Here is a 24,213-nt window from a genome sequence, read left to right on the forward strand (position 1 = left end):
TGCAATAAAACCTGCGGAGGATGCGATCATGAAATTTATGCGGATCGGCGATCTGGTTCTGAGCCATGACGTGCATGGCCTCGGCAGCGGCAAGCCGGCACTCGTCTTCATCAATTCGCTGGGCACCGACCGCCGCATCTGGGACAGGGTCGTTGCAGAGCTTGCCGGCGATTTCACCATCCTCACCTTCGACAAGCGTGGCCATGGCCTGTCCGACCTTGGGGAACCGCCTTATCGGATCGAGGATTTTTCAGCCGATCTGGCAGGCCTCATCGATCATTACGGGCTTTCCGATGTCATCCTCTGCGGGCTGTCGGTCGGCGGTCTGATTGCCCTGTCGCTCTACGACACGCGCCCGGATCTCGTGCGCGCCATCGTCTTTGCCGATACCGCCCACAAGATCGGCACAGCCGAATTCTGGGCAGCCCGCATCGATGCGGTGCGGCAAAACGGCATCGCCAGCATTCTGGAGCCGGTCATGACGCGCTGGTTCACCGCGCCTTATCGCGTGCCCGACAATGCCGATTACCGCGGCTATTGCACCATGCTGGTGCGCCAGCCGCCCGAAGGCTATGCCGGCACCTGTGCGGCCATCCGCGATGCCGATTTTACCGCCGTTGCCCGAACCATCGCCGTGCCGGCCCTTTGCGTGGTCGGCGAAGAGGATGGCTCGACGCCACCGGACGTGGTGCGCTCGCTTGCCGATCTTGTCCCCGGCGCCCGGTTCGAAATCATTCCGGGCGCGGCGCACATCCCGTGCGTCGAGACGCCCGAACTTTTCCTTGCCCTTCTTCGCGGCTTTGTCGCGGATCTTCCCGGAGACTGACTTCATGGCCGACCAGACGCCCCGCACCGACCGTTACCGCCAGGGCATGGCCACGCGCCGCGCCGTGCTCGGCAACGCCCATGTCGACCGGGCGAGCGCCCAGGAAACGCCGTTCGACCAGCCGTTTCAGGAACTGATCACCGAAGGTGCCTGGGGCACCGTCTGGTCGAGACCCCATTTTACCAAGCGCGAGCGGTCGATCGTCACCATCGCGCTTCTGGCCGCCCTCGGACAGGACGAGGAGGTGGCGATGCATATTCGTGCCACGGCGAATACCGGGGCAACTGAAGAGGATATCCGCGAGGCGCTCCTCCATGTTGCTATCTATGCCGGCGTACCGGCAGCCAACCATGCCTTCAAAATCGCAAAATCAGTCTATGCCGAAGGGCAAGCGGTGAACCACGCCGAGGAGGAGACGAGATGAAGAATACAGTGCCTGAAACAGGCGGATTTTTTGCCCGCGACCGGGAGATCCATCCGCCAGCCTATACGCCGGGTTACAAGACATCGGTGCTGCGCGCCCCCCAGCGCGCCCTGATCTCCCTGGAAGGGACCAAGAGCGAGATCACCGGCCCGGTCTTTGGCCACAACATGATCGGCGAATTCGACAATGATCTCATCGTCAATTACGCAAAGCCCGGCGAGATGGCGATCGGCCAGCGCATCATGGTGCATGGCCGGGTGCTGGACGAGCGGGGCGTGGGCGTGGCCGGCGCGCTGGTCGAATTCTGGCAGGCCAATGCCGGCGGGCGCTATCGCCACAAGAAGGAAACCTATCTCGCCGCCATCGATCCGAATTTCGGCGGCTTTGGCCGCTGCATCACGGATGAGAATGGTTATTATGCCTTCCGCACCATCAAGCCCGGCGCCTATCCCTGGCCGAACGGCGTCAACGACTGGCGCCCGGCGCATATCCATTTCTCCATCTTCGGCCATGGCTTTGCCCAGCGCCTGATCACCCAGATGTATTTCGAGGGCGATCCGCTGATCTGGATCTGCCCGATCGTCAAGACGATCCCGGACGAGGAGGCCATCAAGCGCCTTGTGGCACCGCTCGACATGAACAACACCGTGCCCATGGACATGCGCGCCTACAAGTTCGACATTGTTCTGCGCGGCCGCCGCTCCACCTTCTTTGAAAACCGCAAGGAGGGCAACTGACATGGTCCAGCCGCTGAATTACCTGAAGGAATCGCCGTCGCAGACCGCCGGGCCTTACGTGCATATCGGCTGTACGCCGAATTTCACCGGCATTACCGGCGTCTATGACACCGATCTCGGCTCCGGCCCCATGGCCAACGACAAGACGCGCGGCGAGCGCATTACCATCAAGGGCCGCGTCATCGACGGCTCCGGCACGCCGCTGCGCGATGCGATGATCGAGATCTGGCAGGCCGATGCCGACGGTTTCTACAACAGCCCGTCGGAAACGCGCGGCAAGGCTGATCCAAACTTCTTCGGCTGGGGGCGTTGCCCGGCCGACATGGTAACGGGCGAGTTTTCCTTCGAGACGATCAAGCCAGGATCCGTGCCCTTCAACGACGGCCGGCCGATGGCACCGCACGTGACCTTGTGGATCGTGGCGCGTGGCATCAATATCGGCCTGCAGACCCGCATGTATTTCTCCGACGAGGAAGAGGCCAATGCAAAGGATCCGGTACTTTCCCGCATCGAGCATCGCGTGCGCGTGCCCACCCTCATCGGCAAGCGGGAGGGTGATGTCGTCACCTTCGACATCCACCTGCAGGGCGAAAACGAAACCATCTTCTTCGACATCTGAGGCAGATCGTTGAGCATTTCCGCATTCGATCATCCCATCCTGTCCGGTCTCCTCGGCGACGAGGAGACCGGAGCCTTTTTTCAAACCGCGGCCGATATCGCCGCCATGCTGTCCTTCGAGCGGGCGCTTGCGCTGTCCGAAGGGCAGGCGGGTGTCATCCCCCTGGACGCCGCCCAGCGCATCGCCGCGGCCCTTGCGACATTCAAGCCGGATATCGCCGCCCTTCGCGCCGGCGTCAGCCGTGACGGCGTGGTGGTGGCCGATCTCGTGCGCCAGCTGCGCGCGACCGTGAGCCCCGATGACGCCCCCTTCGTCCACAAGGGGGCGACCAGCCAAGATGTCATCGACACCAGCCTGATGCTGAGGCTTTCCGGCGTCCTTGCGCTGTTTTCCAAGCGGCTCGACCTGCTTCTCAAGGCCTTTGCCGCCCTGGACGAGGCCCACGGAAAACGCGCCCTGATGGGCCATACCCGCATGCAGGCAGCGATCCCGATCACCGTCTCGGACCGTATCCGCAGCTGGGCGGACCCGCTTGCGCGCCATGCGGAGCGCCTGAAGGGGCTTTCTGAAGCCGGCCTGCCGGTACAGTTCGGCGGCGCTGCCGGAACGCTCGATGCGCTGGGCGACAAGGCCGGCGCCGTGCGCGCCCATCTTGCCAAGGAACTCGGCCTTGCCGACGTGATCCAGTGGCAGAGCCAGCGCGACCGGCTGGTGGAGATCTGCGATCTCTTTGCGCTGATCTCCGGAAGTCTTGGAAAATTCGGGCAGGATATCGCGCTTCTTGCAGAAATGGGTGGCGAGATGACGCTTGCCGGCGGCGGCGGCTCGTCTGCCATGGCCCACAAGCAGAACCCGGTGGCGGCCGAAGTTCTGGTCTCGCTTGCCCGCTTCAATGCCGTGCAGCTGTCGGGCATGCATCACGCCATGGTGCATGAGCAGGAACGTTCGGGGGCTGCCTGGACGCTTGAATGGATGCTTCTGCCGCTGATGGCGGTTGCAACCGGCGCGTCGCTGCGGCGGGCGCACGAGCTTCTGTCGAACATCCGCGCCCTTGGCCGGGACTGAGCGGGACTGAGCGGGACCGCTTTGCCGCGGCTGATGCAATGGCAACAGGGCACCAAAAATGCGTGCGCTGCGGCGACGGCAAATTGTACAAGCTAGAGAAAGGTTTTAAAGCCGTCGCAGCGGTTTTTGAACGCAGAGCGGCTTGCGCTGCGAACACGCCTTCAGGGAGGACAATACATGCTCATCAATATCGACCCGCTTCTGTCGCCGGACCTTCTGCACACGCTGCGGGCCATGGGTCATGGCGATGAAATCGCCGTGGTCGACGCCAATTTTCCAGGCACCAGCACCGCAAAGCGCCTCATCCGCCTCGATGGCGTATCCGTGACGCGGGCAACGCAGGCCGTCGTCAGCGTCATGCCGCTCGATGAGTTCGTCGATGTGCCGGTCGTTACCATGGAAGTGGTCGGCAATCCCGACGAAGTGCCGCCGGCCGTTGCCGAACTGCGCGCCGTCGTCGGCGATCGCGGCCAGTGCGGCACGCTGGAGCGCTTTGCCTTTTATGAGCGCGCCAAGGGCTGCTTTGCCATCGTGCAAACCGGCGAATCCCGCCTCTATGGCAATATCATCCTGAAAAAGGGCGTGGTGCGCAGCTGATCCGTAGGGATGGCTGACGCCGTCGTGTTACACGAAAGCTTGGGGCCGGGGACGCAGACGCATCTCCGGCCCCAGCCGTTTTGCACGAGCCTTCCGGCCCCGGGGCATCCGCTCTTTCAGCGGCCAACGCTGCAGCCCCTTTTGCCGGACGATGACATAAATCAAGGAGCGCCTGCCGTTGAGGCGTAACCATCCGCTGGCCGATGCCTTCAGGCACGACGGTTTGGACGGAGGTTTTCCTGATGAGACGATGGGCGGCTTTGGGCCAGACCACTCTGCTAGCGCTGGCTTTGACGCAACCCGTTGCGGCGGCAGACACCAACAGCCCGGCGGCGTTGAAGACCCGCTTCGAGGCGCTGTGGAACCGCCTGACGGGCAAGGATACGATGCCGGGCATTGCCACCTCCAATGGCCGCATCGAGGCGCAGCAGATCCTCGTTTCGACAAAGCTTGCCGGGCGGCTTGCCGAGGTTCTGGCGACCGAGGGCACCATCGTCGATGCCGGCACGGTGCTGGCGCGCATGGATACGGCGGATCTCGAGGCGGAAATGGCCGGCGCCCGCGCCAAGGCCCGCCGCAGCGCTACGGCGGAAGTGGAAGCGGAGGCCGCCATTGCCCAGCGTCAGAGCGAGCTGGTTCTGGCCCGCCAGGAATATGACCGCGCCCGCACCATGAGCGAAAAGGGCAGCGGCACGGTGCAGCAGCGCGACATGCGCGAAAGCCAGCTGCAGGTCGCCGAAGCCTCCCTTCGCGCCGCCAATGCCGCCCGCGAGGAAGCCGCCGCGTCCTCCGAAGCGGAGGAAGCCGAGATTGCCCGCATCCAGTCGCAGCTCGATGATGCGGTGCTGAAGGCGCCAACGCGCGGACGCATCGAATACAAGCTCGTGCAGAAGGGCGAGGTGGTGGCCGCCGGCGCGCCGATTGCCACCATGCTCGATCTGGCCGATGTCACCATGACGATCTTCGTGCCCGCCCGGGTGGCAGCCGAGCTTGCCATCGGCGACGAGGCGCGCATCATTCTCGATGCCGCCCCGCAATATGTCATGCCGGCCAGCATTTCCTTCGTCGCCTCCGAGGCGCAGTTCACGCCGAAGACGGTGGAGACCGCCGAAGAGCGCGAAAAGCTGATGTTCCGCGTCAAGCTGAAGATCGCGCCCGACCTGCTGAAAGAGTATGAAAGCCGCGTCAAGACCGGCATTCGCGGCATTGGCTATGTGCGCAGCCATGCCGGCGCTGCCTGGCCGGACGCGCTCCAGACGAAGCTGCCGCAATGAGCGAGGCCGTCGTGCAGCTTCAGTCGGTCACGCATCGCTATGGCGAGGTGGCCGCACTCGATGACGTGACGCTCGACATTCCTGCCGGTTGCATGGTGGGGCTGATCGGACCGGATGGCGTTGGCAAGTCGACGCTGCTCGGCCTCGTCGCGGGCGTTACCCGGCTGCAGGCCGGCCACATCCGCGTGCTCGCCGGCGATATGGACGAGGCCGCCCACCGGCGCGCCGTCTGCACGCGACTTGCCTTCATGCCGCAGGGGCTCGGCCGCAATCTCTATCCGACGCTGAGCGTTGCGGAAAACCTCGATTTCTTCGGCCGGCTGTTTCGCCTGAAGGCCGACGAGCGGCGGCGCCACATGGACGAGCTGCTTGCCGTGACCGGGCTTCTGCCCTACCGCGACCGCCCCGCCGGCAAGCTGTCTGGCGGCATGAAGCAGAAGCTCGGCATCTGCGCCTCGCTGCTGCACGATCCGGACCTCCTGATCCTTGACGAGCCGACGACCGGCATCGATCCGCTGTCACGCCGGCAGTTCTGGCAGCTGATCGAGCGCATCCGCGCCCGGCGCCCGAGCATGAGCGTCATCGTCGCCACCGCCTACATGGAAGAGGCGGAAGGTTTTGAATGGCTGGCAGCACTGCATGCAGGCCGCGTGATTGCGACCGGAAGACCCGCCGAAATTCTTGCGCAGACGGCAAAGCCGACGCTGGACGAGGCCTTTGCCGCGCTGATGCCCTCGGCGGACGGCAAGGTTCTGGCGCCCCTGACGCTCTCCCCCCGCATCGTGACGGATGGCCCACCAGCCATCGAGGCGGAAGGACTGACCTGCCGTTTCGGCGATTTCACCGCCGTCGATCACGTCAGTTTCCGCATTCCGAAAGGCGAGATCTTCGGCTTTCTCGGCTCCAATGGCTCAGGCAAGAGCACCACGATGAAGATGTTGACCGGTCTCCTGCCGGCAACCGAAGGGGTAGCAAGGCTGTTCGGCCAGCCGCTTCTGTCGCGCGACATCGAAACCCGCAAGCGCGTCGGCTACATGTCGCAGGCCTTCTCGCTCTATGGCGAACTCAGCGTGCGCCAGAACCTTGAGCTGCATGCCCGCCTGTTCGGTCTTCCGGCCGACGAGATTGCTCCGCGCGTCGAAGTCATGCTGTCCGAATACGATCTGACGGAGGTGGCCGACAAGGCGCCGGACGCGCTGCCGCTTGGCATCCGCCAGCGCCTGCAGCTGGCCGCCGCCGTGCTGCACCGCCCGGAAATCCTCATTCTTGATGAACCGACGTCCGGCGTCGATCCGGTTGCCCGCGATGCCTTCTGGCGCTCGCTGATCTCGCTGTCGCGCAAAGGGGGCGTGACGATCTTCCTGTCGACGCATTTCATGAACGAGGCGGAGCGCTGCGACCGCATTTCGCTGATGCACCAGGGACGGGTGCTTGCCGTCGGCGCTCCGAAGGCGCTCTGTGCCGAACGCGGGAAGGCGACGCTTGAGGAAACCTTCATCGATGTCTTGAGCGAGGCCGGCATGGGCACGCTCAGCGAAGCGCCGGATGCAGCCGATGCAACCTCCCGGCCGGACGAAACAGCAGGCGTCGATGCGCAAAGCCCGTCCCGGAAGCGCATCCGCCGTTTCGATGTCGGGCGGCTTTTCGCTTATGCGCGGCGCGAGACACTGGAAGTGCTGAGGGATCGGGCGCGCCTGATCTTTGCGCTGGTCGGACCGGCGCTGCTGCTCGTCACCTTTGGTTACGGCATCTCGTTCGACGTGGAAAACCTGCCCTTTGCGATCTATGACCAGGACCAGTCGGCCGAGAGCCGGCAGCTGGTCGAAAGCTTTCAGGGCTCGCGTTATTTCGAGGAGCGCGCCGCCATCGTGTCGCAGGACGCGCTGCAGAGGCGCCTGCGCACCGGGGAACTTGCCGTTGCCGTGGAAATCCCGCCAAATTTCGGCCGCGACCTGCAGCGACAGCTGACGCCGGAAGTTTCCGTCTGGCTCGATGGCGCCATGCCGTTTCGCGCCGAGACCGCGCGCGGCTACGTCAACGGCCTGGTGGCCGGGTCGATTGCCGATGCGAAAGCCCGCCAGACGGGCCGGACGAATGCGACCGAGACGGTCAATCTGGAAACCCGCTTTCGCTACAACCAGTCCTTCAAGAGCACCAATGCCATCGTGCCGAGCGTGCTCGTTCTGGTTCTCATTCTCATTCCCGCCATCATGACGGCGCTGGGCATCGTCAAGGAAAAGGAAACCGGATCGATCGCCAATTTCCAGGCGACACCGGCCACGCGGCTTGAGTTTCTGCTCGGCAAGCAATTGCCCTATGTCGCCATCGCCTTCGTCAGCTTCCTCATCCTCATCCTTCTCACGCGCTTTGTCTTTGCGGTGCCGATCAAGGGGTCGCTGCCGGTGCTGATGGTGGGGTCGCTGCTCTATGTCAGCGCCGCCACGGGGTTTGGTCTCGTGGTGTCGAGCTTCGTGCGCAGCCAGGTGGCGGCGATCTTTGCGACCGCCATCGTTGCCATGATCCCGGCGGTGAATTTTTCAGGCCTTCTGGTGCCGGTGTCGTCGCTGTCGGGGGGCGGGCGGCTGATGGGTTTCAGCTTTCCCTCTGCCTGGTACCAGCCGATCACCGTCGGCGTCATCACCAAGGGGCTGGGGCTCGCGCAACTGTGGACGAACCTTCTGGTGCTGGCGGGTTTCGCCGTCCTTTACATCCTGATCGCGCTTGTGGCGCTGCGCAAGCGGAGTGCCTGAGATGAAACAGAAGCTTGCCCGCATCATACGTCTCGGCATCAAGGAGCTGTACAGCCTGAAGGCCGATCCGGTGATGATAATCCTCATCCTCTATGCCTTCACCATCGCCATCTATACGGTGGCGACCGGAGCGAAGTCGGAGGTGGAAAACGCCTCCGTTGCGGTGGTCGACGAAGACCGCTCCATGCTGTCGGCGCGACTGCGCGACGGGCTGATGCAACCCTTCTTCCAGACGCCGGTGCTGATCGAGGCGCCGGATGTCGATCCGGCCATGGATGGCGGCACCTACACCTTCGTCCTGGAAATTCCGCCGAATTTCGAACGCGACGTCATCGCCGGCAGACGGCCTTCCGTGCAGATCGCCGTCGATGCCACCGCCATGTCGCTTGCCGGCACGGGCGCCACCTATATCCAGAGCATCATTCGCCAGGAAGTCGCCGCGGCCCTGCCGAAACAGGTCACAGCCTCCCCGATCAACCTCGTCATCAGCGCCCGCTTCAACCCCAACCTGATGTCGACATGGTTCAACGCGGTGATGCAGGTCATCAACAATGTCACCATGCTGTCGGTGATCCTCACGGGAGCCGCCCTCATCCGCGAGCGCGAACATGGCACGATCGAGCATCTTCTGGTGATGCCGGTAACGCCCGGCGAGATCATGCTGTCGAAGATCTGGGCGAACGGGCTGGTGATCGTCGTGGCCGCCGTGCTGTCGCTCACGGTGGTGGTGGAGCGGGTGCTGCATGTGCCCATTGCCGGCTCGCTCGGGCTCTTCATCGCATCCGCCGTACTCTACCAGTTCTCGGTGACCTCGCTCGGCATCCTGATTGCCACCGCCTCCACCTCCATGGCGCAGTTCGGCCTCATCGCGATTCCGGTGCTGATCGCGATGAACCTCTTGTCGGGCAGCACGACGCCGATGGAAAGCATGCCGGTCTTCCTGCAGACCGTCATGCAGGTCTCGCCCTCGACGCATTTCGTCGCCCTGTCGCAGGCGATTCTTTATCGCGGTGCGGACTTTTTCATCGTCTGGCCGCAGATGCTGGCGCTCGCCGTGGTCGGCTGCGGCTTTTTTGCTATAGCACTCCTGCGCTTCCGCCGCTCGCTGATGTCTGCGGCGTGAAGCGTGGCGATCTCAACCGGCGGCGGCAAGCAGTTCCGGCTCACGGATCTCCGGCCAGAAGGGCTCGGTGGCTGCCATGAGGGCCGGCGTTGCCGCGGCGATATAGGGAATGCCGTCGCGGGTGCCGATGCGCACGTCAAGGCCTGCCTCGCGCGCCAGAACCGCGCCGCCGGCAATGTCCCACATGGTCGTGTACTTCTGCAGATGACCGTCATAGGTGCCGCGGGCGGAAAACACGAGGCCCATCGAGGTGGAGCGGATCGATTGTACCACCCAGCCGGCATGGCGAAGTCCGACCGTCAGCGCCGCCACGTCTTCGGCCTCGGCGGCAGCACTGTCGCCGAGCGACATCATGCGCACGTCCTCGAAGGTGGTATCGCGCACGAAGGGCGTTCCGTTGAGGAAGAGGCCGGTGCCATCGGCCGCCGCATAGATCTCGCCCATCGCCGGCATGGCAACGACGCCGAGTTCCGGCCGGCCATGGCGCACGAAGCCGAGCGAAATGCCCCACAGCGGCGAGCCGCGCAGGAAATTCGTCGTGCCATCGATCGGATCGACGATCCAGTAGGCGTCGTCGGCAACGCCGCCCATTTCCTCGCCGAGCACCGTTTCGCCCGGAAATGCCTCGGCCAGCCGATCACGCACCAGCTGCTCGACCGCCGTATCGGCCTCGGAGACGAAATCCTGGAACCCCTTGGCGCGGGTGGCAATGCTGGTGCGGTCCCTGTGAAACCTGAGCGCCAGTTCCATGGCCTCTGCGATCACCTTGGAGGCACGCTCCAGCCGTTCATGGGAAATCGTCATCACTTGCCTTCTGCGCCAAAGCGCCCGTTGAGCCATGTCCTGAAAGCTGCGACCTCGTCCGTCTGGATGGCGCCGACGCCGGCATCGACCAGCGCACCCCATACCGCATCCGGCTCGGCCAGAGCCCGCGTATCGTTGAAATCGAGACAATGGGAAACGTCAAGCGTGTTGATCCAGAGGCGGATATTCTGGCGCTCGAGTTCCGCACGGCCCGTCTCAAGATCGGCGATGTCCTTGAACTTCACCTCGATCATCGGGGCTGAAAGCGGCGCGATGCGGGCAAGATCCTCGGCGAACCGGCCGGGGCGAACGGCAAACATCGGCATATGCGGGATCCTGCCGAACCAGTCGGCGTCGAGAATGTCGAAATGCTCCGCATCAAGATCGATATCGGTCTTCACCAGCACCTGATCGGCGATGCCCAGGCGCAGCACCGTCTCCATCACCTGGGGCAGGTCGCGGGCAAATTTCGTGTCGATGTTGACGGTGATTTTTCCGCGCGCCTCTTCCAGAATCTCTTCGAGTGTCGGCACGCCTTCCTGAGTGAGAGCGGCATCCGCGCCGCCGGCGCCGGTCTTCAGCATGGCGCGGCGCACCGTCTCGAACGGCAATTGAGCGACGGTGCCGGTGCCATTCGTGGTGCGGTCAAGCGTCGCATCGTGGATCACCACCAGCCGGCCATCGAGCGTCGCCTGCGTGTCGATCTCGATCATGTCGACGCCGGCTGCGATGGCGGCACGCACGGAAGCCAGCGAATTTTCCGCCGTCTCCCGCCAGAAGCCGCGATGCGCAATCGTCAGGATTGCCGGGTTGCGGCGTGAGGACAGGGCTTTCACATCCGCCGCAAGGAAAGGCTTAAGTGGTTCTGCAAAAAGGGTTTCTTCATCGACAATTGCATTTGATGCGCCGCTCATGGCTAAGCTCTCCTGGGGGTCCATGCGGGTGGCACGGGATGGCGCACTCCTTAAACCCGCAGTGATGAGAGTTTTGTGACACCGGCCGCCGACGTGTCAGCAAACGCGCCTGCAACTCCTTGTATTGATGGCTCTTTCGATCACGCAATCGTGCGGGGGCAAAGCCGATCAATGTTGACTGTCACTATCCGCTTTATATAACGCTCATCCGACATCCTGATGAGACCCGCCATGGAGGCACACTTGATTTCCTATCGAAACGCCATGAGCCGCATCGCGCTTGCGCTGTCCCTGTCCTCGATCGCCACGGTCGGGCATGCGCAGGTGGCAGACAGCCTCACCATCTACAATGCGCAGCACGAGGGCCTGACCCAGGCATGGGTGAAGGCGTTTACCGAAGAGACGGGCATTGCGGTGACCGTGCGCAACGGATCGGACATGGAGTTTGCCAACCAGATCGTGCAGGAAGGCGCCAATTCGCCGGCAGACCTCTTCCTCACCGAAAATTCCCCGGCGATGACGCTGGTGGACGGGGCAGGGCTGTTCGAACCGGTGGATGCGGCAACGCTTGCGCAGGTGCCGGACGGCTTCAAGCCCTCCAACGGCCATTGGGTCGGCATTGCCGCCCGCTCCACCGTCTTTGCCTATGACAAGACCAAGCTTTCCGAAGACAAGCTGCCGAAGACCATGGCCGAGCTTGCCGAGCCGGCCTGGAAGGGCCGCTGGGCCGCCTCGCCATCGGGCGCCGATTTCCAGGCCATCGTCGGCGCCTTCCTGGAGCTGAAGGGCGAAGCGGCAACGGCCGCATGGCTGAAGGGCATGAAGGAAAACTTCGCCCCCTACCGCGGCAATTCCACCGCCATGAAGGCCGTCAATGCCGGTCAGGTCGAAGGCGCGCTGATCTATCACTACTATTATTTCGGTGATCAGGCCCGCACCGGCGAAAACAGCAAGAACGTCGCCCTGCATTATTTCCGCAATCAGGATCCGGGCGCCTTCGTCAGCGTATCGGGCGGCGGAATTCTGGCCTCCAGCAAGCACAAGCAGCAGGCCCAGGCCTTCCTGAAATGGCTGACGGCGAAGGGCGGGCAAGACATCCTGCGCACCGGCACCTCCTTCGAATATGCCGTCGGTCGTGACGCAGCCTCCAACAAGGCGCTGGTGCCGCTTGCCGATCTCAATGCCCCCAAGGTCGATCCGGCGCATCTCAACAATGCCAAGGTCACGGATCTGATGACGGCGGCCGGAATCCTCTGATTTTAGCCGGCAATCCGGTTGCTTCACGGCGCCGCAGCGCGTATCTGCGGCGTTTGACGATTTCGAGCACAGAATGACCCCGATCAGCGCGACAGCCTCCCTCACGCAACCGCGACCGCTGCGGTCGTTTTGCCTGTCCTGGGTGTCCGTCATTGCCGTGTTCTTTGCCTGCCTGGCGCTGGTGCCGCTCTGTTTCGTGCTCTGGGCAACGCTTGCCACGGGCTATGAAACGGCGGTCGCGCTGATCTTTCGGCCCCGCGTGGCCGGCCTTCTGCTCAACACCGTCTTTCTCATCCTGCTGACGGTGCCGGCCTGTGCCGTCCTTGCCGTCGCGCTTGCCTTTCTGACGGAGCGCACGGACCTTCCCGGCGCACGGCTGTTTGCCTGGCTGTGCGTCGCGCCGCTTGCCGTGCCGGCCTTCGTTCACAGCTATGCCTGGATCGGCGTCTGGCCGGGCGTCAACGGTCTGTCGGCCGGCGTGCCGATCTCGATTGTCGCCTATTTCCCGTTTCTCTACCTGCCGGTCGCAGCCGCACTCAGGCTTCTCGATCCGGGGCTCGAGGATCAGGCGGCATCGCTTGGGCTTTCCCCGCTTTCCGTCTTCTTCCGCGTGGTCCTGCCGCAGCTACGGCTGGCGATCCTGGGCGGCGCGCTTCTGATTTCGCTGCATCTCCTGTCGGAATACGGTCTCTTTGCGATGATCCGCTTCGACACCTTCACCACCGCGATCATCGACCAGTTCCAGTCGACCTATAATGGCGTGGCGGCCAATATGCTGGCGGTGGTGCTGGTCTTGTGCTGCCTCGTCTTCCTCGGGCTCGATGCCGCCATTCGCGGCAGGCGCCGCTATGCACGTCTGGGATCGGGCGTCGCGCGGCGCGCAACCGTGACGCGGCTCGGGGCCCTGCGCTATCCGGCCCTTCTGCTGCCTATTGTCACCTGCGCCTTCTCGCTCGGCATTCCGGCGCTCACCCTCGGTCACTGGCTGGTGGCAGGCGGGGCCGCGATCTGGCGCTTCGATGCCATTGGCCTGGCGCTCTGGCAGACGCTGCGCATCTGCCTCATTGGCGGACTGGCCACCACGGCGGCCGCCATTCCGATTGCCTGGCTGTCGGTGCGCCGCCCGAGCCGGCAGAACCGGCTGGTCGAGGGCTGCTATTATCTCGCCAGCGCCATGCCGGGCGTCGTCGTGGCGCTCGCGCTCGTCACCATGACGGTCAAGGTTGCCACCCTCTACCAGACGCTTGCCACGATCACCTTTGCCTATGTGATCATGTTTCTGCCGCGCGCGCTGGTGAGCCTGCGCGCCAGTATCGCGCAGGTGCCGAAAGAACTGGAACAGGCAGCCGAGAGCCTCGGCCGTTCGCCGGCACAGGCACTTCTCGCCACCACGGTCAGGCTTGCGGCACCGGGTGCCGCGGCCGGCCTTGCGCTCTCCTCGCTCGGCATCATGAACGAGCTGACGGCAACCCAGATGCTGGCGCCAAACGGCACGCGCACGCTCGCCATGGCCTTCTGGGCGCTGACCAGCGAAATCGACTATGCCGGTGCGGCGCCCTATGCCGTCCTGATGGTGGTGTTTTCGCTGCCGCTCACCTGGCTTCTCTATCAACAGTCAAAGAAGATCGCCGGACGATGACACTGCTCGAGATCTCGACGCTCAAGAAGCATTACGGGCCGGTCAATGCCGTCGATGGCGTCAGCCTTGCGATTGAAAGCGGCAGCCGCACCGCCATCGTCGGTCCCTCCGGCTGCGGCAAGACCACGCTGTTGCGGCTGATTGCCGGTTTCGAGGCGCCCGATGGCGGCACGATCCGCTTCGATGGCGGGTTGATCGCCGATGCGCGCGCGCAGATCCCGGCGCACAAGCGCGGCGTCGGCATCGTCTCGCAGGACGGCGCGCTGTTTCCGCATTTGAGCGTCGAGCAGAATATCGGCTTTGGCCTGAAGGACGACGGGGAAGACCGCACGGCGCGCATCGAGACCCTGATGGACATGGTGGAACTTGACCGCGCCATGCTGACGCGCCGCCCGGACCAGCTATCCGGCGGCCAGCAGCAGCGCGTGGCGCTGGCGCGTGCGCTTGCCCGGCGTCCGCGCGTCATCCTGCTCGACGAGCCATTTTCGGCACTCGATACCGGGCTTCGTGTCGCGACGAGAAAGGCGGTCGGGTCCGTTCTGTCCGCGGCCGGCATCACGACGGTTCTTGTCACGCATGACCAGGCCGAAGCGCTCGCCTTTGCCGATCAGGTTGTGGTCATGCGCGCCGGGCGTTTTGCGCAGGTCGGCACGCCGCGCGAGGTCTATATGCGTCCGAACGATGCCGAAACGGCAGCCTTTCTCGGCGACGCCATCGTGCTCGACGCCACGCTGAAAGACGGACGCGCCACCACCATTTTAGGCGACATCCCCGTCAACGCGAATGAGCGCTCCGGTTCGGCGCGGATCCTCCTGCGCCCCGAACAGTTTTCGATCCTGCCCGCGGAAGGCACCGGGGAAAGCGCCGTCACCGGCACCGTGGTCGACCTCGACTTCTGCGGGCCAAGCTCGGAGCTTGCCATCGTCCCGGATGCCGCGCCGGATTTCACCGTCCGCCTTGCCATGGCAAGCCGGCACCTCCTCGAAAAAGGCAACCGCGTCTCAATCGAGATCAACGGACCGGCGCACGTCTTTCCGTGACCGTGGCAGCCGGACGAGCAAACGGGCTGCGCCGAACGGCAAGACCCGTGTAGCAACAGGCCGCGGCACGGCTCACGCGCTGCCGGTCAGTCGCGCATGGCGGCGAAGCCATTCCTGCAGGTCCTGTTCGGCGCGTTCCAGCGTTGCCTGGTTGAGCAGCTTGCGCAGGAAGGCTTCGGTGACGGCGCGCGAGCGGAAATTGTAGCGGGCCTCGCCGTCGCTTTGGGTGCGATCATAAACGCCGAGCTTCTCGTAGATCTGTTGCAGGCGGTTCTGCACGCTGCGCAGGGAAAGGTTCCGCCGCTTTGCGATCAGCCGGTCGGTGAGGCCAAGCGCGATATCGACAAGCACTTCGTATTCGGTCTCGCTGAACCCCTGCAGGTGTCCGAGGCTCCTTTGCTGCATGCCGCGCACCTCGCGGTCGATCACGCATTGCGCCTCGATGAAGATGGCCCGCAGCGCCAGCCGAAGCCGCTCGTCGGAGGCCGATTTCAAGACATAGCCATAGGCGGCGCCATCCGGCACGATGCGCGAAATGCCGCGCACATTGGCCTCGTCGGCATAGTTGGACCAGAACAGGATGCGCGTATCCGGCCGTTCCCGCCAGATGGTGCGGGCCGCCTCGATGCCGTTGCGCGGGCTCATCTGCAGATCCATCACGATCGATTCGAAGCGATGGTCGCGCGCGAGTTTCTCGCCCATGGCGCCGTCGCCGGCCTCCAGCACGAGATCGCATTCGGGAAGGGCTGCCCGCACCGCCTCGTGAAGGTAGGAGCGGTGCAGGGGGTCGTCCTCAACGATCAGAACCTTCATCGGCCGTCTCCCGTCTCATCCATGCGCAAGCTTACCCGCACGAAGGTCCGGCCGTCTTCGCTGCCGCAGGAAAACCGTCCGCCGATCAGGCGGGCGCGCACGCGCATGTTGTCGAGCCCGCTGCCGCCGGATTTTTCCGCCTTGCCCATGCCGATGCCGTCGTCAGAAATTTCCAGCATGAGCCTGTCGCCCTTGCGGGAAAAGGCAACGGTGATGCGGCTTGCCTGCGCGTGCCGCACGGCATTGTTGATCGCCTCCTGGGCAATGCGAAAGAGGGTGATGGCGACATTGGGAGACAGCCTGCCGCTTGCCCCGCTGCTGTCGTCGGCAAGCTCTGCGGCAATTACAAGCCCGCTGTCGCGGATCGAGCGTTCCAGGTGGTTTTCGATCGCATCCACCAGCCCGAACAGCTGCAGCACGGAAGGGCGCGCCTGCTCGATGATCTGGCGAAGGTCCTGCATGGATTGCTGCAGGCTGCGAAACAGCGGCTCCAGCTTGTCGCCCGGCACGCTGTCCATCAGGCTCAAGCGTTCCAGACGCCTTGCAAACCGGGTGAGATCGCCCAGCGTCTGGTCGTGCAGGTCCATGCCGATGCGTTGGCGCTCGGCCTCCAGAAGCTCGGTCAGCCGGGCCGCCCCCTGGCGCAGCGCCTCCTCGCGCACGCGCGCCGCCTCTTCCACGATGGCCGATTGCTTGGCCTGTTCGGCCGCCCGGATGGCGAAGAAATAGGGGGCCAGCAGATCGCCGATCGACTGCGCATGCGACAGATCCCGGGGGGTGTAGAAATCCGTGGACAGGCTCGAAAAGGACAGCGCGCCGATCGTTTCGCCATGCACTTTCAGCGCCACATGCAGCCGGCTTTTCAGCCCATGCGCGCGGATGGGATCGGAAAACGAGCCCTCGAAGTGAAAGCGCGGATCGCGCGAGGCATCCGGCGTGATGTAGCTATCTGTCTCGCCGACGAGGAGGGCGCGGATGGGACTGTGCTCGATGAGCGCCGGCGGCCGCTTGCTCCAGTCGGTTTCCAGCCCGCTCTCATAGGCCGTATGGAAGGTGCTGCCGGGCGTGATGATGCAGACATCCATGTGATCGTGCGGAATGATCAGCGCGATCTCCTTGGCCACCGCCCGGATGGCCGAGCGGAAATCCAGCTGGCCGGCAAGCAGGCGCGCAATCGTCAGATACTGCCTGAACGACGAGGCGGATGCATCTTCAAGCATGTCTTCCTCCCGGATGCGCGAAATCCCCTCCCGGACGGCGCATCGCTTCTTTCCATTCTTTCCTCATGGCAGATCGTGTGTCCTGCGGGAACCCGCACCTGATCTGCGGTAACCCGCAGGTGGTTTGCTCCAATCCGCCTGTACAGCATTTCACAATTGCCGCATCATCACAGCTACTGGAGAACTGCTCCAGGGAAAAGCTTTCGGGGCACGTCGTTGAGGAGCGGCGCTGAAAGTGGCCGGCAGGACCGGCATCGAGGGAGAGAGACATGACCATGAAATTCGTTCTTGCGGCAACCGCTGCCGCGATGCTGAGCACCGTTGCGTTTTCGGCCCATGCCGAAACGTCTTCGAAGAAAATCGCCCTGTCCAACAACTACGCCGGCAATTCCTGGCGCCAGGCCATGCTGACCAGCTGGGACAAGGTGACCAAGGAAGCGGTGAAATCCGGCATCGTGGCGGCCGCCGATCCGTTCACCACGGCGGAAAACCAGGCGACCGAGCAGGCAGCCCAGATCCAGAATATGATCCTGCAGGGCTATGATGCGATCGTCATCAACGCGGCCTCGCCGACGGCGCTGAATGGCGCAATCAAGGAAGCCTGCGATGCCGGCATCACCGTGGTGTCGTTCGACGGCATCGTGACGGAACCCTGCGCCTGGCGCATCGCCGTCAACTTCAAGGAAATGGGCGCAAGCCAGGTGGAATATCTGGCGAAGAAATTGCCGAAGGGCGGCAATCTTCTCGAAATCCGCGGCTTGGCCGGGGTTTTCGTCGATGACGAAATTTCCGCCGGCATCCATGCCGGTGTCGAGAAATACCCGCAGTTCAAGATCGTCGGCTCCGTGCATGGCGACTGGGCGCAGGATGTCGCCCAGCGCGCCGTGGCAGGCCTCCTGCCAAGCCTTCCCGAGATTGCAGCCGTGGTGACCCAGGGCGGTGACGGCTATGGCGCCGCACAGGCCTTCGAAGCAGCCAAGCGTCCGACCCCGGTCATCGTCATGGGCAACCGTGAGGATGAGCTGCAGTGGTGGAAGAAGCAGAAGGATGCCAGCGGCTACGAGACCATGTCCGTCTCGATCGCGCCCGGCGTCTCGACGCTCGCCTTCTGGGTGGCCCAGCAGATCCTGGACGGCAAGCAGGTGAAGAAGGATTTGACCGTTCCCTTCCTGCGCATCGACCAGGCCAATCTCGAAAAGAACCTCGAGACGACGCAGAAGGGCGGCGTCGCTAATGTCGAGTATTCGCTCGAAGACGCCAAGGCCGTCATCGCTTCGGCGAAGTAACGCAAGGCAAACGTGATCGCCGACAAGGCGTTCCTCCCGCAGCTTCATCCGGAAACCGGTTTTCCGGGTGGAGCAGCCATGAATCGTGGTTTGAACTGGTAAGCCGGCAGCGTGGGCAAGTGTGGAATGACTGAAGTGTCAGAAACCGAAGCGGTGGTCTCCATCCGTCAGGTGCGCGTCGAATTCGGTGCGGTGAAGGCGCTGGATGGCGTGGATTTCGAGGTGCGCCCCGGCGAGGCGGTCGGCCTGGTCGGCCATAACGGCGCCGGCAAGTCGACGATCGTCAATGTCATCAATGGCGGGCTGTCGCCGCATCAGGGCGAGATCCTCTATGAAGGCGAGCCCGGCGGCGGAATTTCCAGGGCGCGGGCGCATGGCGTGCGCTGCGTCTTCCAGGAACTGTCGCTCTGCCCCAATCTGACCGTGGTGGAAAACACCCGCCTCATGCATGCGGGCCTGAAGGGTTTCGGCTGGCGGAAGCGGGCGGCAACGCTCATCCGCGCCCGCATGGACGAAGTCTTTCCCGGCCATGGCATCGATCCGCTCGCAACCGTCGGATCGCTGTCGATTGCCGAGCGCCAGATGGTGGAGATCGCCATCAACTTCCTGACCGTCACCGAAGATCCCAAGCTCGTCATCCTCGACGAGCCGACCTCTTCGCTCGATGCAAGCCTTGCCGAGCAGCTGATGACCTATGTGCGCCGTTTCGTGAGAGAGGGTGGCTCAGTTCTGCTCATCTCGCACATTCTGGGCGAGATCCTGTCCACCTCCAGCCGCATCGTGGTGATGAAGGACGGCCGCGTCGTCACCTCGCGCCCGGCGGGCGAATTTTCCGTGAAAACCCTGGTGGAGGCGATGGGAAGCGTGGTGAAGGAAACCGCGCGCACGGCCTCGTCAGGCACGGCGTCTGCCGAAAAGGTCATCGCGCTTGTGCCGCAAGGTGGCTCGGCGACGCCGTTTCATGCCGCAAGAGGCGAGATCATCGGTCTTGCCGGCCTTGGCGGCCATGGCCAGACGCGCATGCTGCTCGACCTCTTTGCCGAGAGCAGCAGCAAGTGGTTTCCGACTGCCGCCAAGCGGATGGCCTTCGTGGCGGGCGATCGCGCGCTGAACGGCACGTTTTCGCAGTGGAGCATCCTGCGCAACCTTTCGATCGGCAACCTGCCGCAGCTTGCGCGGCTTGCCGCGGTGCACACCGCCCGCGAAACCGCGCATGGCGAAGACTGGAAAGCCCGCATGGGGATCCGCACACCGGACATGAACAATCCCATCCTGTCGCTTTCCGGCGGCAACCAGCAGAAGGTTCTGTTTGCCCGCGCGCTGGCGAGCGACGCCACCATCGTCCTGATGGACGATCCGATGCGCGGCGTCGATATCGGCACCAAGCAGGAGGTCTATGCGACGCTGCGGCGCGAGGCCTCTGCCGGGCGCACCTTCATCTGGTATTCGACCGAAATGGACGAGGTGCGGCTCTGCGACCGCGTCTATGTCTTCCGCGACGGCGCTATCGTTGCCGAACTCTCTGGCGATGCGGTGAGCGAGGAAAATATTCTGGCTGCCTCCTTTTCGGGAGAAGCGGCATGAGAAAGACCGTCTCCGGCCTGCTGCCGATCCTCATCCCGGCCGTCTCGCTTGCCGTGCTTCTTGCCGCCGTCTTCTACATGCAGCCGCGCGCCATGAGCTATACGGGGCTCAATCTGCTGTTCAATCTCGCCGTTCCCATCGCGCTTGCGACCATTGCGCAGATGATCATCATGGCGGTCAACGATCTCGATCTGTCGATCGGCACCTTTGTGAGCTTTGCCGCCTGCGTGACGGCCGTCTACATGCCGAACCAGCCACTGGTTGCGATCCTCATTCTGGCCGGCGCCGTCGGCATCTATGCGCTGCTCGGCATTGTCATCACGCTGCGCGACCTGCCGTCCATCGTCGTCACGCTCGGCATGAGTTTCGTCTGGGGCGGGCTTGCGGTGCTGATCCTTCCGGCCCCCGGCGGGCAGGCGCCGGTCTGGCTGCGCGCGCTGATGGTGTCGAAGCCGCCGCTCGTGCCGATGGCGATCGTTGCCAGCGTGGTGATTGCAGTTCTGGCGCATCTTCTCATCATGCGCTCCACCTTCGGTGTGCTATTGCGCGGTGTGGGCGGCAACAGCCGGTCGGTGGCGCGCGCCGGCTGGTCGGTCCTCGCATTGAAGGGGGCAGCCTATGCCACGGCCGGCATATTTGCGGTGCTGTCCGGCATGGCGCTGGTCGGGCTCACCACCTCTGCGGATGCCAATATCGCGCTGCGCTATACGCTTCTGTCGATTGCCGGCGTCATTCTGGGTGGCGGTGAATTCGTCGGCGGCAAGGTCTCGCCCATCGGCGCGGTCATCGGGGCGCTGACGCTGACCCTTGCCGGCTCCTTCCTGTCCTTCCTGCGCATCTCGCCCGACTGGCAGATCGGCGCGCAGGGCGGCATTCTCATCATCGTGCTGGCCCTGCGGCTCGTGATCAACCGTCGCAGCCCGCAGGAGAAGACATCATGAACCGCCTGAGCCTTCTTTCCCGCAAACCCTGGACCTGGTCCTTCGTCGCAGCGCTTGCCACCTGGATCGTGACGATCCTGTTTACCGGCGGCGCCAGCACCGCAAGCCTCACGCAGGCGACGCTGACCTTTGCCGCCTTTTCGGTGATCGTCGGTCTTGGCCAGATGCTGGTCATCACGCTCGGCCCTGGCAATGTCGATCTGTCGGTGCCGGCCACCATCACGCTGTCGGGCACGGTGGCGCTGAAGCTGATGGACGGGCAGGACGGCATGATCCTGGCGGGCCTTGCCGTCTCCATCGCGATCGGCCTTGCCATCGGCATCGTCAACTATGCGATGATCAAGTTCCTGCGCATTCCGCCGATCATCGCAACGCTGTCGATGAGCTTTCTCGTCCAGTCCACGGCGATCTGGTACAATCGCGGCCTGCGCGTGAAGCCGCCGGAGGAGCTGGCAAGCTTTACCACCTCTTCCACCTTCGGCGTGCCGAACACGGCCCTTGTCGCCCTCCTTCTGTCGCTTGCCGTCTGGTGGCTGCTCGACCGGGCGATCTTCGGGCGCTGGATCTCGGCGATCGGCCAGAATGCCTTTTCCGCCCGCATGGCCGGCATCGCCGTCGATGGCTGCCGGCTTGCGACCTATGTGCTCTGCGCGGTGCTGGCCTCGGTCTGCGGCTATCTTCTGGCAAGCTTTTCCGGCGGCGCCGCGCTCAACATGGGCGCCGAATATCTGCTGATGTCGATTGCCGTCGTCGTCATCGGCGGCTCGGCGGTGGCCGGCGGCAATTCCAACGTGCCGGGCATCTGGGGGGCATCGCTCTTCATGTTCCTCGTCGTTTCCATGCTCAACACCTATGGCTTCGGGGCTGGCGTGCGGCTCATCATGACCGGCCTCATCATCATCTGCGTCATCGTGGCGGCAAGCCGACCTGCCGGGTCGGCGCGCTGACCTTCAGACACTCACACCAGCCAACCGGATAGCCCATGTCGCACGCCCGCACCGGGATCTACGAGATCCACGATCCCCGCTTCCGCAACCTGATCGTCTCGAGCGCTGCCCTCGAGGAACTTTACAGCGGCTGCCGCTGGGCCGAAGGCCCGGTCTGGTTCGGCGACCACAATTGCCTGATCTTCAGCGATATCCCGAACCAGCGGATGCTGCGCTATGTGCCGGGTGCCGGCGTCTCGACCTTCCGCAGCCCCTCCAATTTCGCCAATGGCAATACCCGCGACCGCGCCGGCCGGCTGATCACCTGCGAGCATGGCGGGCGGCGGGTGACCCGCACCGAGGCCGACGGCCGGATCACGGTGCTTGCCGACCGCTTCGAGGGCAAGCGCCTCAATGCCCCCAATGATGTCGTGGTCAGATCCGATGGCAGCATCTGGTTTACCGATCCGACCTACGGCATCCTCTCCGACTACGAGGGATACCAGGCAGAGCCTGAGCTCGACACGCACAATGTCTTCCGGCTCGATCCGGCAACAGGAGAGCTGACGGTTGTCGTCGATGATTTCGGCCAGCCGAACGGACTTGCCTTTTCACCGGACGAAAAGCGGCTTTATGTGGCCGATTCCGCCTCGAGCCATGACGAGACCTGGCCGAGCCATATCCGCGTCTTCGACGTGACGGAGGAGGGCAGGCTCGCCAACGGGCGCGTGTTCGCCGAGATCGACAAGGGGCTTCCGGACGGGTTCCGCCTCGATCTTGCCGGCAATCTGTGGACGAGTGCGGCCGACGGCGTGCACTGCTTTGCCCCCGACGGCACGCTCCTTGGCAAGATCCTCGTGCCGCAGACGGTCGCCAATCTCACCTTCGGCGGGGAGAGGCGCAACCGGCTCTACATCACGGCGACGACCTCGCTTTACGCCATCTACGTCACGACGACCGGTGCCCAGTGGCCGTAAGGCAGAGCGCCGGGCGCGCGGGGCTCTTGGCGGTTTCGCTGCCAGACGGGAGAGACTGAACACATCTGGAATCGCCGGTTTGAGGTATCCGCCGCAGGGTAGACAGCTGCAAAAACTGTCCCTATGTAACGGACCGGAGGTTGTCAGACATCATGACAATAGGGCTTGGTGACTGGAACGCGTCCCGGCCCGGAGGAGAAGGGAATAGCCGTCGTGGCCTTGCAGAACAGCCTGAAATCCGTGGAAATCCTGCCGGAAGACGCCGACAAGGCGCTGCTCGTCGGGCGTGTCTGGTCCAATGCCGCCGCAGGCCCGTGCCCGGTGCTTGTGAAGGCCGGTCGCGTGTTCGACCTCAGCAGCCTTTCGCCCACCATGTCCGGCCTTCTGGAGATCGAGGGGCTTGCAGAGCAACTCGCCGCAGCAACCGATCTTGCCGATCTCGGCAGCCTTGACGCCTATCTGTCGGGCGAGGCAGGCCATCTTCTGGCGCCGGTCGACCTGCAGGCGGTCAAAGCCGCCGGCGTCACCTTCGCCGACAGCATGCTGGAGCGGGTGATCGAGGAACAGGCCAAGGGCGATGCGGGGCGCGCGCAGGAGATCCGCGGCAAGCTCGCACCGGTTCTCGGCGACAGCCTGCGCGGTCTGGTTGCCGGGTCCGAGCAGGCCGCCAAGGTCAAGACGCTGCTGCAGGACATGGGCCTCTGGTCGCAATATCTGGAAGTCGGCATTGGGCCGGATGCGGAAATCTTCACCAAGGCGCAGCCCATGTCGTCGGTCGGCTGCGGCGACCGTGTCGGCATTCACCCGATTTCGCAGTGGAACAACCCGGAACCGGAAGTGGTGCTCGCCGTGCGCTCCGATGGCACAATCGTCGGGGCAACGCTTGGCAACGACGTCAACCTGCGCGATGTCGAGGGCCGCTCGGCGCTTCTGCTCGGCAAGGCCAAGGACAACAACGCCTCCTGCGCCATCGGCCCGTTCATCCGCCTCTTCGACGGCGATTTCACGCTCGACGTGCTGCGCAAGGTGCGCGTCTCGCTTCTGGTGCGCGGCGAGGACGGTTTCGAGATGACCGGCGAAAGCCCGATGGAGGCGATCAGCCGCACGCCGGAAAATCTCGCATCGCAATTGCGCAACCGCAATCACCAGTATCCCGATGGCGCCGTTCTGTTTCTCGGCACGATGTTTGCGCCGGTCAAGGATCGTCGTGGCGTCGGCCTCGGCTTTACCCATGAGATCGGTGACCGGGTGGAGATCTCCACCCCAAAGCTCGGTCGACTGGTCAATATCGTCGACCGCTGCGATGCCTGCCCGGAATGGACCTTTGGCACACGGGCGCTGTTTGAAAACCTCGCCCGCCGCGGTCTTCTCTAAGGCAGTCTCACTCCAAAAGCGCG

The 24,213-nt window shown here is 63.9% G+C and carries 22 protein-coding genes; 18 read left to right on the forward strand and 4 right to left on the reverse strand.

The window, feature by feature from the left end:
- The first annotated feature begins 28 nt into the window (after nt 1-28).
- From pcaD to J2858_RS18215, 9 genes are all read left to right on the forward strand, one after another.
- The gene (gene pcaD, locus J2858_RS18175; protein ID WP_210106246.1) at nt 29-826 is read left to right on the forward strand and encodes a 3-oxoadipate enol-lactonase; all 798 of its coding nucleotides are present in this window, start codon (nt 29-31) and stop codon (nt 824-826) included.
- A gap of 4 nt (nt 827-830) precedes the next feature.
- Nucleotides 831-1,250 carry a 4-carboxymuconolactone decarboxylase gene (gene pcaC, locus J2858_RS18180; RefSeq protein ID WP_210106247.1) on the forward strand — a complete coding sequence of 140 codons (420 nt, stop codon included), beginning with the start codon at nt 831-833 and terminating at the stop codon, nt 1,248-1,250.
- Complete coding sequence (pcaH, locus tag J2858_RS18185) at nt 1,247-1,987, forward strand: protocatechuate 3,4-dioxygenase subunit beta (RefSeq protein ID WP_210106248.1); 741 nt, start codon at nt 1,247-1,249, stop codon at nt 1,985-1,987. Before pcaC ends, pcaH begins: the two co-directional genes overlap by 4 nt.
- Nucleotide 1,988: 1 nt before the next feature.
- The gene (gene pcaG / locus J2858_RS18190; RefSeq protein ID WP_210106249.1) at nt 1,989-2,606 is read left to right on the forward strand and encodes a protocatechuate 3,4-dioxygenase subunit alpha; all 618 of its coding nucleotides are present in this window, start codon (nt 1,989-1,991) and stop codon (nt 2,604-2,606) included.
- A gap of 9 nt (nt 2,607-2,615) precedes the next feature.
- Complete coding sequence (locus J2858_RS18195; RefSeq protein ID WP_210106250.1) at nt 2,616-3,671, forward strand: 3-carboxy-cis,cis-muconate cycloisomerase; 1,056 nt, start codon at nt 2,616-2,618, stop codon at nt 3,669-3,671.
- Between the two features lie 177 nt (nt 3,672-3,848).
- Nucleotides 3,849-4,268 carry an RbsD/FucU family protein gene (locus tag J2858_RS18200; protein WP_210106251.1) on the forward strand — a complete coding sequence of 140 codons (420 nt, stop codon included), beginning with the start codon at nt 3,849-3,851 and terminating at the stop codon, nt 4,266-4,268.
- A gap of 242 nt (nt 4,269-4,510) precedes the next feature.
- Nucleotides 4,511-5,542 carry an HlyD family secretion protein gene (locus tag J2858_RS18205; RefSeq protein WP_210106252.1) on the forward strand — a complete coding sequence of 344 codons (1,032 nt, stop codon included), beginning with the start codon at nt 4,511-4,513 and terminating at the stop codon, nt 5,540-5,542.
- On the forward strand, nt 5,539-8,292 hold the full coding sequence (gene rbbA / locus J2858_RS18210) for a ribosome-associated ATPase/putative transporter RbbA (RefSeq protein ID WP_210106253.1): 2,754 nt from the start codon (nt 5,539-5,541) through the stop codon (nt 8,290-8,292). The genes J2858_RS18205 and rbbA overlap by 4 nt, the downstream gene beginning before the upstream one ends.
- A 1-nt stretch (nt 8,293) precedes the next feature.
- Entirely contained in the window at nt 8,294-9,415 is a 1,122-nt protein-coding gene (locus J2858_RS18215; protein WP_210106254.1) for an ABC transporter permease, read from the forward strand.
- Nucleotides 9,416-9,427: 12 nt separating this feature from the next.
- On the opposite strand, the gene J2858_RS18220 is transcribed toward J2858_RS18215, so the two are convergent.
- Together J2858_RS18220 and J2858_RS18225 are read right to left on the reverse strand one after the other, a co-directional pair.
- Nucleotides 9,428-10,219 (reverse strand): inositol monophosphatase family protein, encoded by a 792-nt coding sequence (locus J2858_RS18220; protein WP_210106255.1) that lies wholly within the window; start codon nt 10,217-10,219, stop codon nt 9,428-9,430.
- Nucleotides 10,219-11,133, reverse strand: coding sequence for a glycerophosphodiester phosphodiesterase family protein (locus tag J2858_RS18225; protein ID WP_210106256.1), 915 nt, complete (start codon nt 11,131-11,133; stop codon nt 10,219-10,221). Before J2858_RS18225 ends, J2858_RS18220 begins: the two co-directional genes overlap by 1 nt.
- Nucleotides 11,134-11,397: 264 nt before the next feature.
- Between J2858_RS18225 and J2858_RS18230 the strand changes: the two genes are divergently transcribed.
- The 3 genes from J2858_RS18230 to J2858_RS18240 all read left to right on the forward strand — a co-directional run bounded on the left by J2858_RS18230 (nt 11,398) and on the right by J2858_RS18240 (nt 15,069).
- Nucleotides 11,398-12,390: an iron ABC transporter substrate-binding protein gene (locus tag J2858_RS18230; RefSeq protein ID WP_432443374.1), complete on the forward strand. Its 993-nt coding sequence runs from the start codon at nt 11,398-11,400 to the stop codon at nt 12,388-12,390.
- Between the two features lie 73 nt (nt 12,391-12,463).
- Nucleotides 12,464-14,029 (forward strand): ABC transporter permease, encoded by a 1,566-nt coding sequence (locus J2858_RS18235; RefSeq protein WP_210106258.1) that lies wholly within the window; start codon nt 12,464-12,466, stop codon nt 14,027-14,029.
- Nucleotides 14,026-15,069 (forward strand): ABC transporter ATP-binding protein, encoded by a 1,044-nt coding sequence (locus J2858_RS18240; protein ID WP_210106259.1) that lies wholly within the window; start codon nt 14,026-14,028, stop codon nt 15,067-15,069. Before J2858_RS18235 ends, J2858_RS18240 begins: the two co-directional genes overlap by 4 nt.
- 72 nt (nt 15,070-15,141) lie before the next feature.
- On the opposite strand, the gene J2858_RS18245 is transcribed toward J2858_RS18240, so the two are convergent.
- Both J2858_RS18245 and J2858_RS18250 read right to left on the reverse strand, forming a co-directional pair.
- Nucleotides 15,142-15,882 (reverse strand): response regulator transcription factor, encoded by a 741-nt coding sequence (locus J2858_RS18245; protein WP_210106260.1) that lies wholly within the window; start codon nt 15,880-15,882, stop codon nt 15,142-15,144.
- Nucleotides 15,879-17,102 carry a GAF domain-containing sensor histidine kinase gene (locus J2858_RS18250; RefSeq protein WP_210106261.1) on the reverse strand — a complete coding sequence of 408 codons (1,224 nt, stop codon included), beginning with the start codon at nt 17,100-17,102 and terminating at the stop codon, nt 15,879-15,881. The genes J2858_RS18245 and J2858_RS18250 overlap by 4 nt, the downstream gene beginning before the upstream one ends.
- Before the next feature lie 275 nt (nt 17,103-17,377).
- Here J2858_RS18250 and J2858_RS18255 point away from each other — a divergent pair, with 275 nt between their 5' ends.
- The 6 genes from J2858_RS18255 (at nt 17,378) to J2858_RS18280 (ending at nt 24,190) form a co-directional block, all read left to right on the forward strand.
- Nucleotides 17,378-18,388 carry an ABC transporter substrate-binding protein gene (locus tag J2858_RS18255; RefSeq protein WP_432443375.1) on the forward strand — a complete coding sequence of 337 codons (1,011 nt, stop codon included), beginning with the start codon at nt 17,378-17,380 and terminating at the stop codon, nt 18,386-18,388.
- 126 nt (nt 18,389-18,514) lie between these two features.
- The gene (locus J2858_RS18260; protein ID WP_210106263.1) at nt 18,515-19,972 is read left to right on the forward strand and encodes a sugar ABC transporter ATP-binding protein; all 1,458 of its coding nucleotides are present in this window, start codon (nt 18,515-18,517) and stop codon (nt 19,970-19,972) included.
- Nucleotides 19,969-20,913, forward strand: a complete 945-nt coding sequence (locus J2858_RS18265; protein ID WP_210106264.1) for an ABC transporter permease — start codon at nt 19,969-19,971, stop codon at nt 20,911-20,913. The genes J2858_RS18260 and J2858_RS18265 overlap by 4 nt, the downstream gene beginning before the upstream one ends.
- Entirely contained in the window at nt 20,910-21,860 is a 951-nt protein-coding gene (locus J2858_RS18270) for an ABC transporter permease (RefSeq protein ID WP_210106265.1), read from the forward strand. The genes J2858_RS18265 and J2858_RS18270 overlap by 4 nt, the downstream gene beginning before the upstream one ends.
- A 35-nt stretch (nt 21,861-21,895) precedes the next feature.
- Complete coding sequence (locus J2858_RS18275; protein WP_210106266.1) at nt 21,896-22,816, forward strand: SMP-30/gluconolactonase/LRE family protein; 921 nt, start codon at nt 21,896-21,898, stop codon at nt 22,814-22,816.
- 213 nt (nt 22,817-23,029) lie between these two features.
- Complete coding sequence (locus tag J2858_RS18280; protein ID WP_210106267.1) at nt 23,030-24,190, forward strand: fumarylacetoacetate hydrolase family protein; 1,161 nt, start codon at nt 23,030-23,032, stop codon at nt 24,188-24,190.
- Nucleotides 24,191-24,213 lie beyond the last annotated feature (23 nt).

Source organism: Neorhizobium galegae, from assembly GCF_017877135.1.
GTDB lineage: Bacteria > Pseudomonadota > Alphaproteobacteria > Rhizobiales > Rhizobiaceae > Neorhizobium > Neorhizobium galegae_A.

What these genes read in the sequence shown, in the direction of transcription:
- pcaD (WP_210106246.1), top strand. Translation starts at nt 29, where the DNA reads ATGAAATTTATGCGGATCGGCGATCTGGTTCTGAGCCATGACGTGCAT.
- pcaC (WP_210106247.1), top strand. Translation starts at nt 831, where the DNA reads ATGGCCGACCAGACGCCCCGCACCGACCGTTACCGCCAGGGCATGGCC.
- pcaH (WP_210106248.1), top strand. Translation starts at nt 1,247, where the DNA reads ATGAAGAATACAGTGCCTGAAACAGGCGGATTTTTTGCCCGCGACCGG.
- pcaG (WP_210106249.1), top strand. Translation starts at nt 1,989, where the DNA reads ATGGTCCAGCCGCTGAATTACCTGAAGGAATCGCCGTCGCAGACCGCC.
- J2858_RS18200 (WP_210106251.1), top strand. Translation starts at nt 3,849, where the DNA reads ATGCTCATCAATATCGACCCGCTTCTGTCGCCGGACCTTCTGCACACG.
- J2858_RS18205 (WP_210106252.1), top strand. Translation starts at nt 4,511, where the DNA reads ATGAGACGATGGGCGGCTTTGGGCCAGACCACTCTGCTAGCGCTGGCT.
- rbbA (WP_210106253.1), top strand. Translation starts at nt 5,539, where the DNA reads ATGAGCGAGGCCGTCGTGCAGCTTCAGTCGGTCACGCATCGCTATGGC.
- J2858_RS18215 (WP_210106254.1), top strand. Translation starts at nt 8,294, where the DNA reads ATGAAACAGAAGCTTGCCCGCATCATACGTCTCGGCATCAAGGAGCTG.
- J2858_RS18220 (WP_210106255.1), bottom strand. Translation starts at nt 10,219, where the DNA reads ATGACGATTTCCCATGAACGGCTGGAGCGTGCCTCCAAGGTGATCGCA.
- J2858_RS18225 (WP_210106256.1), bottom strand. Translation starts at nt 11,133, where the DNA reads ATGAGCGGCGCATCAAATGCAATTGTCGATGAAGAAACCCTTTTTGCA.
- J2858_RS18230 (WP_432443374.1), top strand. Translation starts at nt 11,398, where the DNA reads ATGAGCCGCATCGCGCTTGCGCTGTCCCTGTCCTCGATCGCCACGGTC.
- J2858_RS18235 (WP_210106258.1), top strand. Translation starts at nt 12,464, where the DNA reads ATGACCCCGATCAGCGCGACAGCCTCCCTCACGCAACCGCGACCGCTG.
- J2858_RS18240 (WP_210106259.1), top strand. Translation starts at nt 14,026, where the DNA reads ATGACACTGCTCGAGATCTCGACGCTCAAGAAGCATTACGGGCCGGTC.
- J2858_RS18245 (WP_210106260.1), bottom strand. Translation starts at nt 15,882, where the DNA reads ATGAAGGTTCTGATCGTTGAGGACGACCCCCTGCACCGCTCCTACCTT.
- J2858_RS18250 (WP_210106261.1), bottom strand. Translation starts at nt 17,102, where the DNA reads ATGCTTGAAGATGCATCCGCCTCGTCGTTCAGGCAGTATCTGACGATT.
- J2858_RS18255 (WP_432443375.1), top strand. Translation starts at nt 17,378, where the DNA reads ATGAAATTCGTTCTTGCGGCAACCGCTGCCGCGATGCTGAGCACCGTT.
- J2858_RS18260 (WP_210106263.1), top strand. Translation starts at nt 18,515, where the DNA reads ATGACTGAAGTGTCAGAAACCGAAGCGGTGGTCTCCATCCGTCAGGTG.
- J2858_RS18265 (WP_210106264.1), top strand. Translation starts at nt 19,969, where the DNA reads ATGAGAAAGACCGTCTCCGGCCTGCTGCCGATCCTCATCCCGGCCGTC.
- J2858_RS18270 (WP_210106265.1), top strand. Translation starts at nt 20,910, where the DNA reads ATGAACCGCCTGAGCCTTCTTTCCCGCAAACCCTGGACCTGGTCCTTC.
- J2858_RS18275 (WP_210106266.1), top strand. Translation starts at nt 21,896, where the DNA reads ATGTCGCACGCCCGCACCGGGATCTACGAGATCCACGATCCCCGCTTC.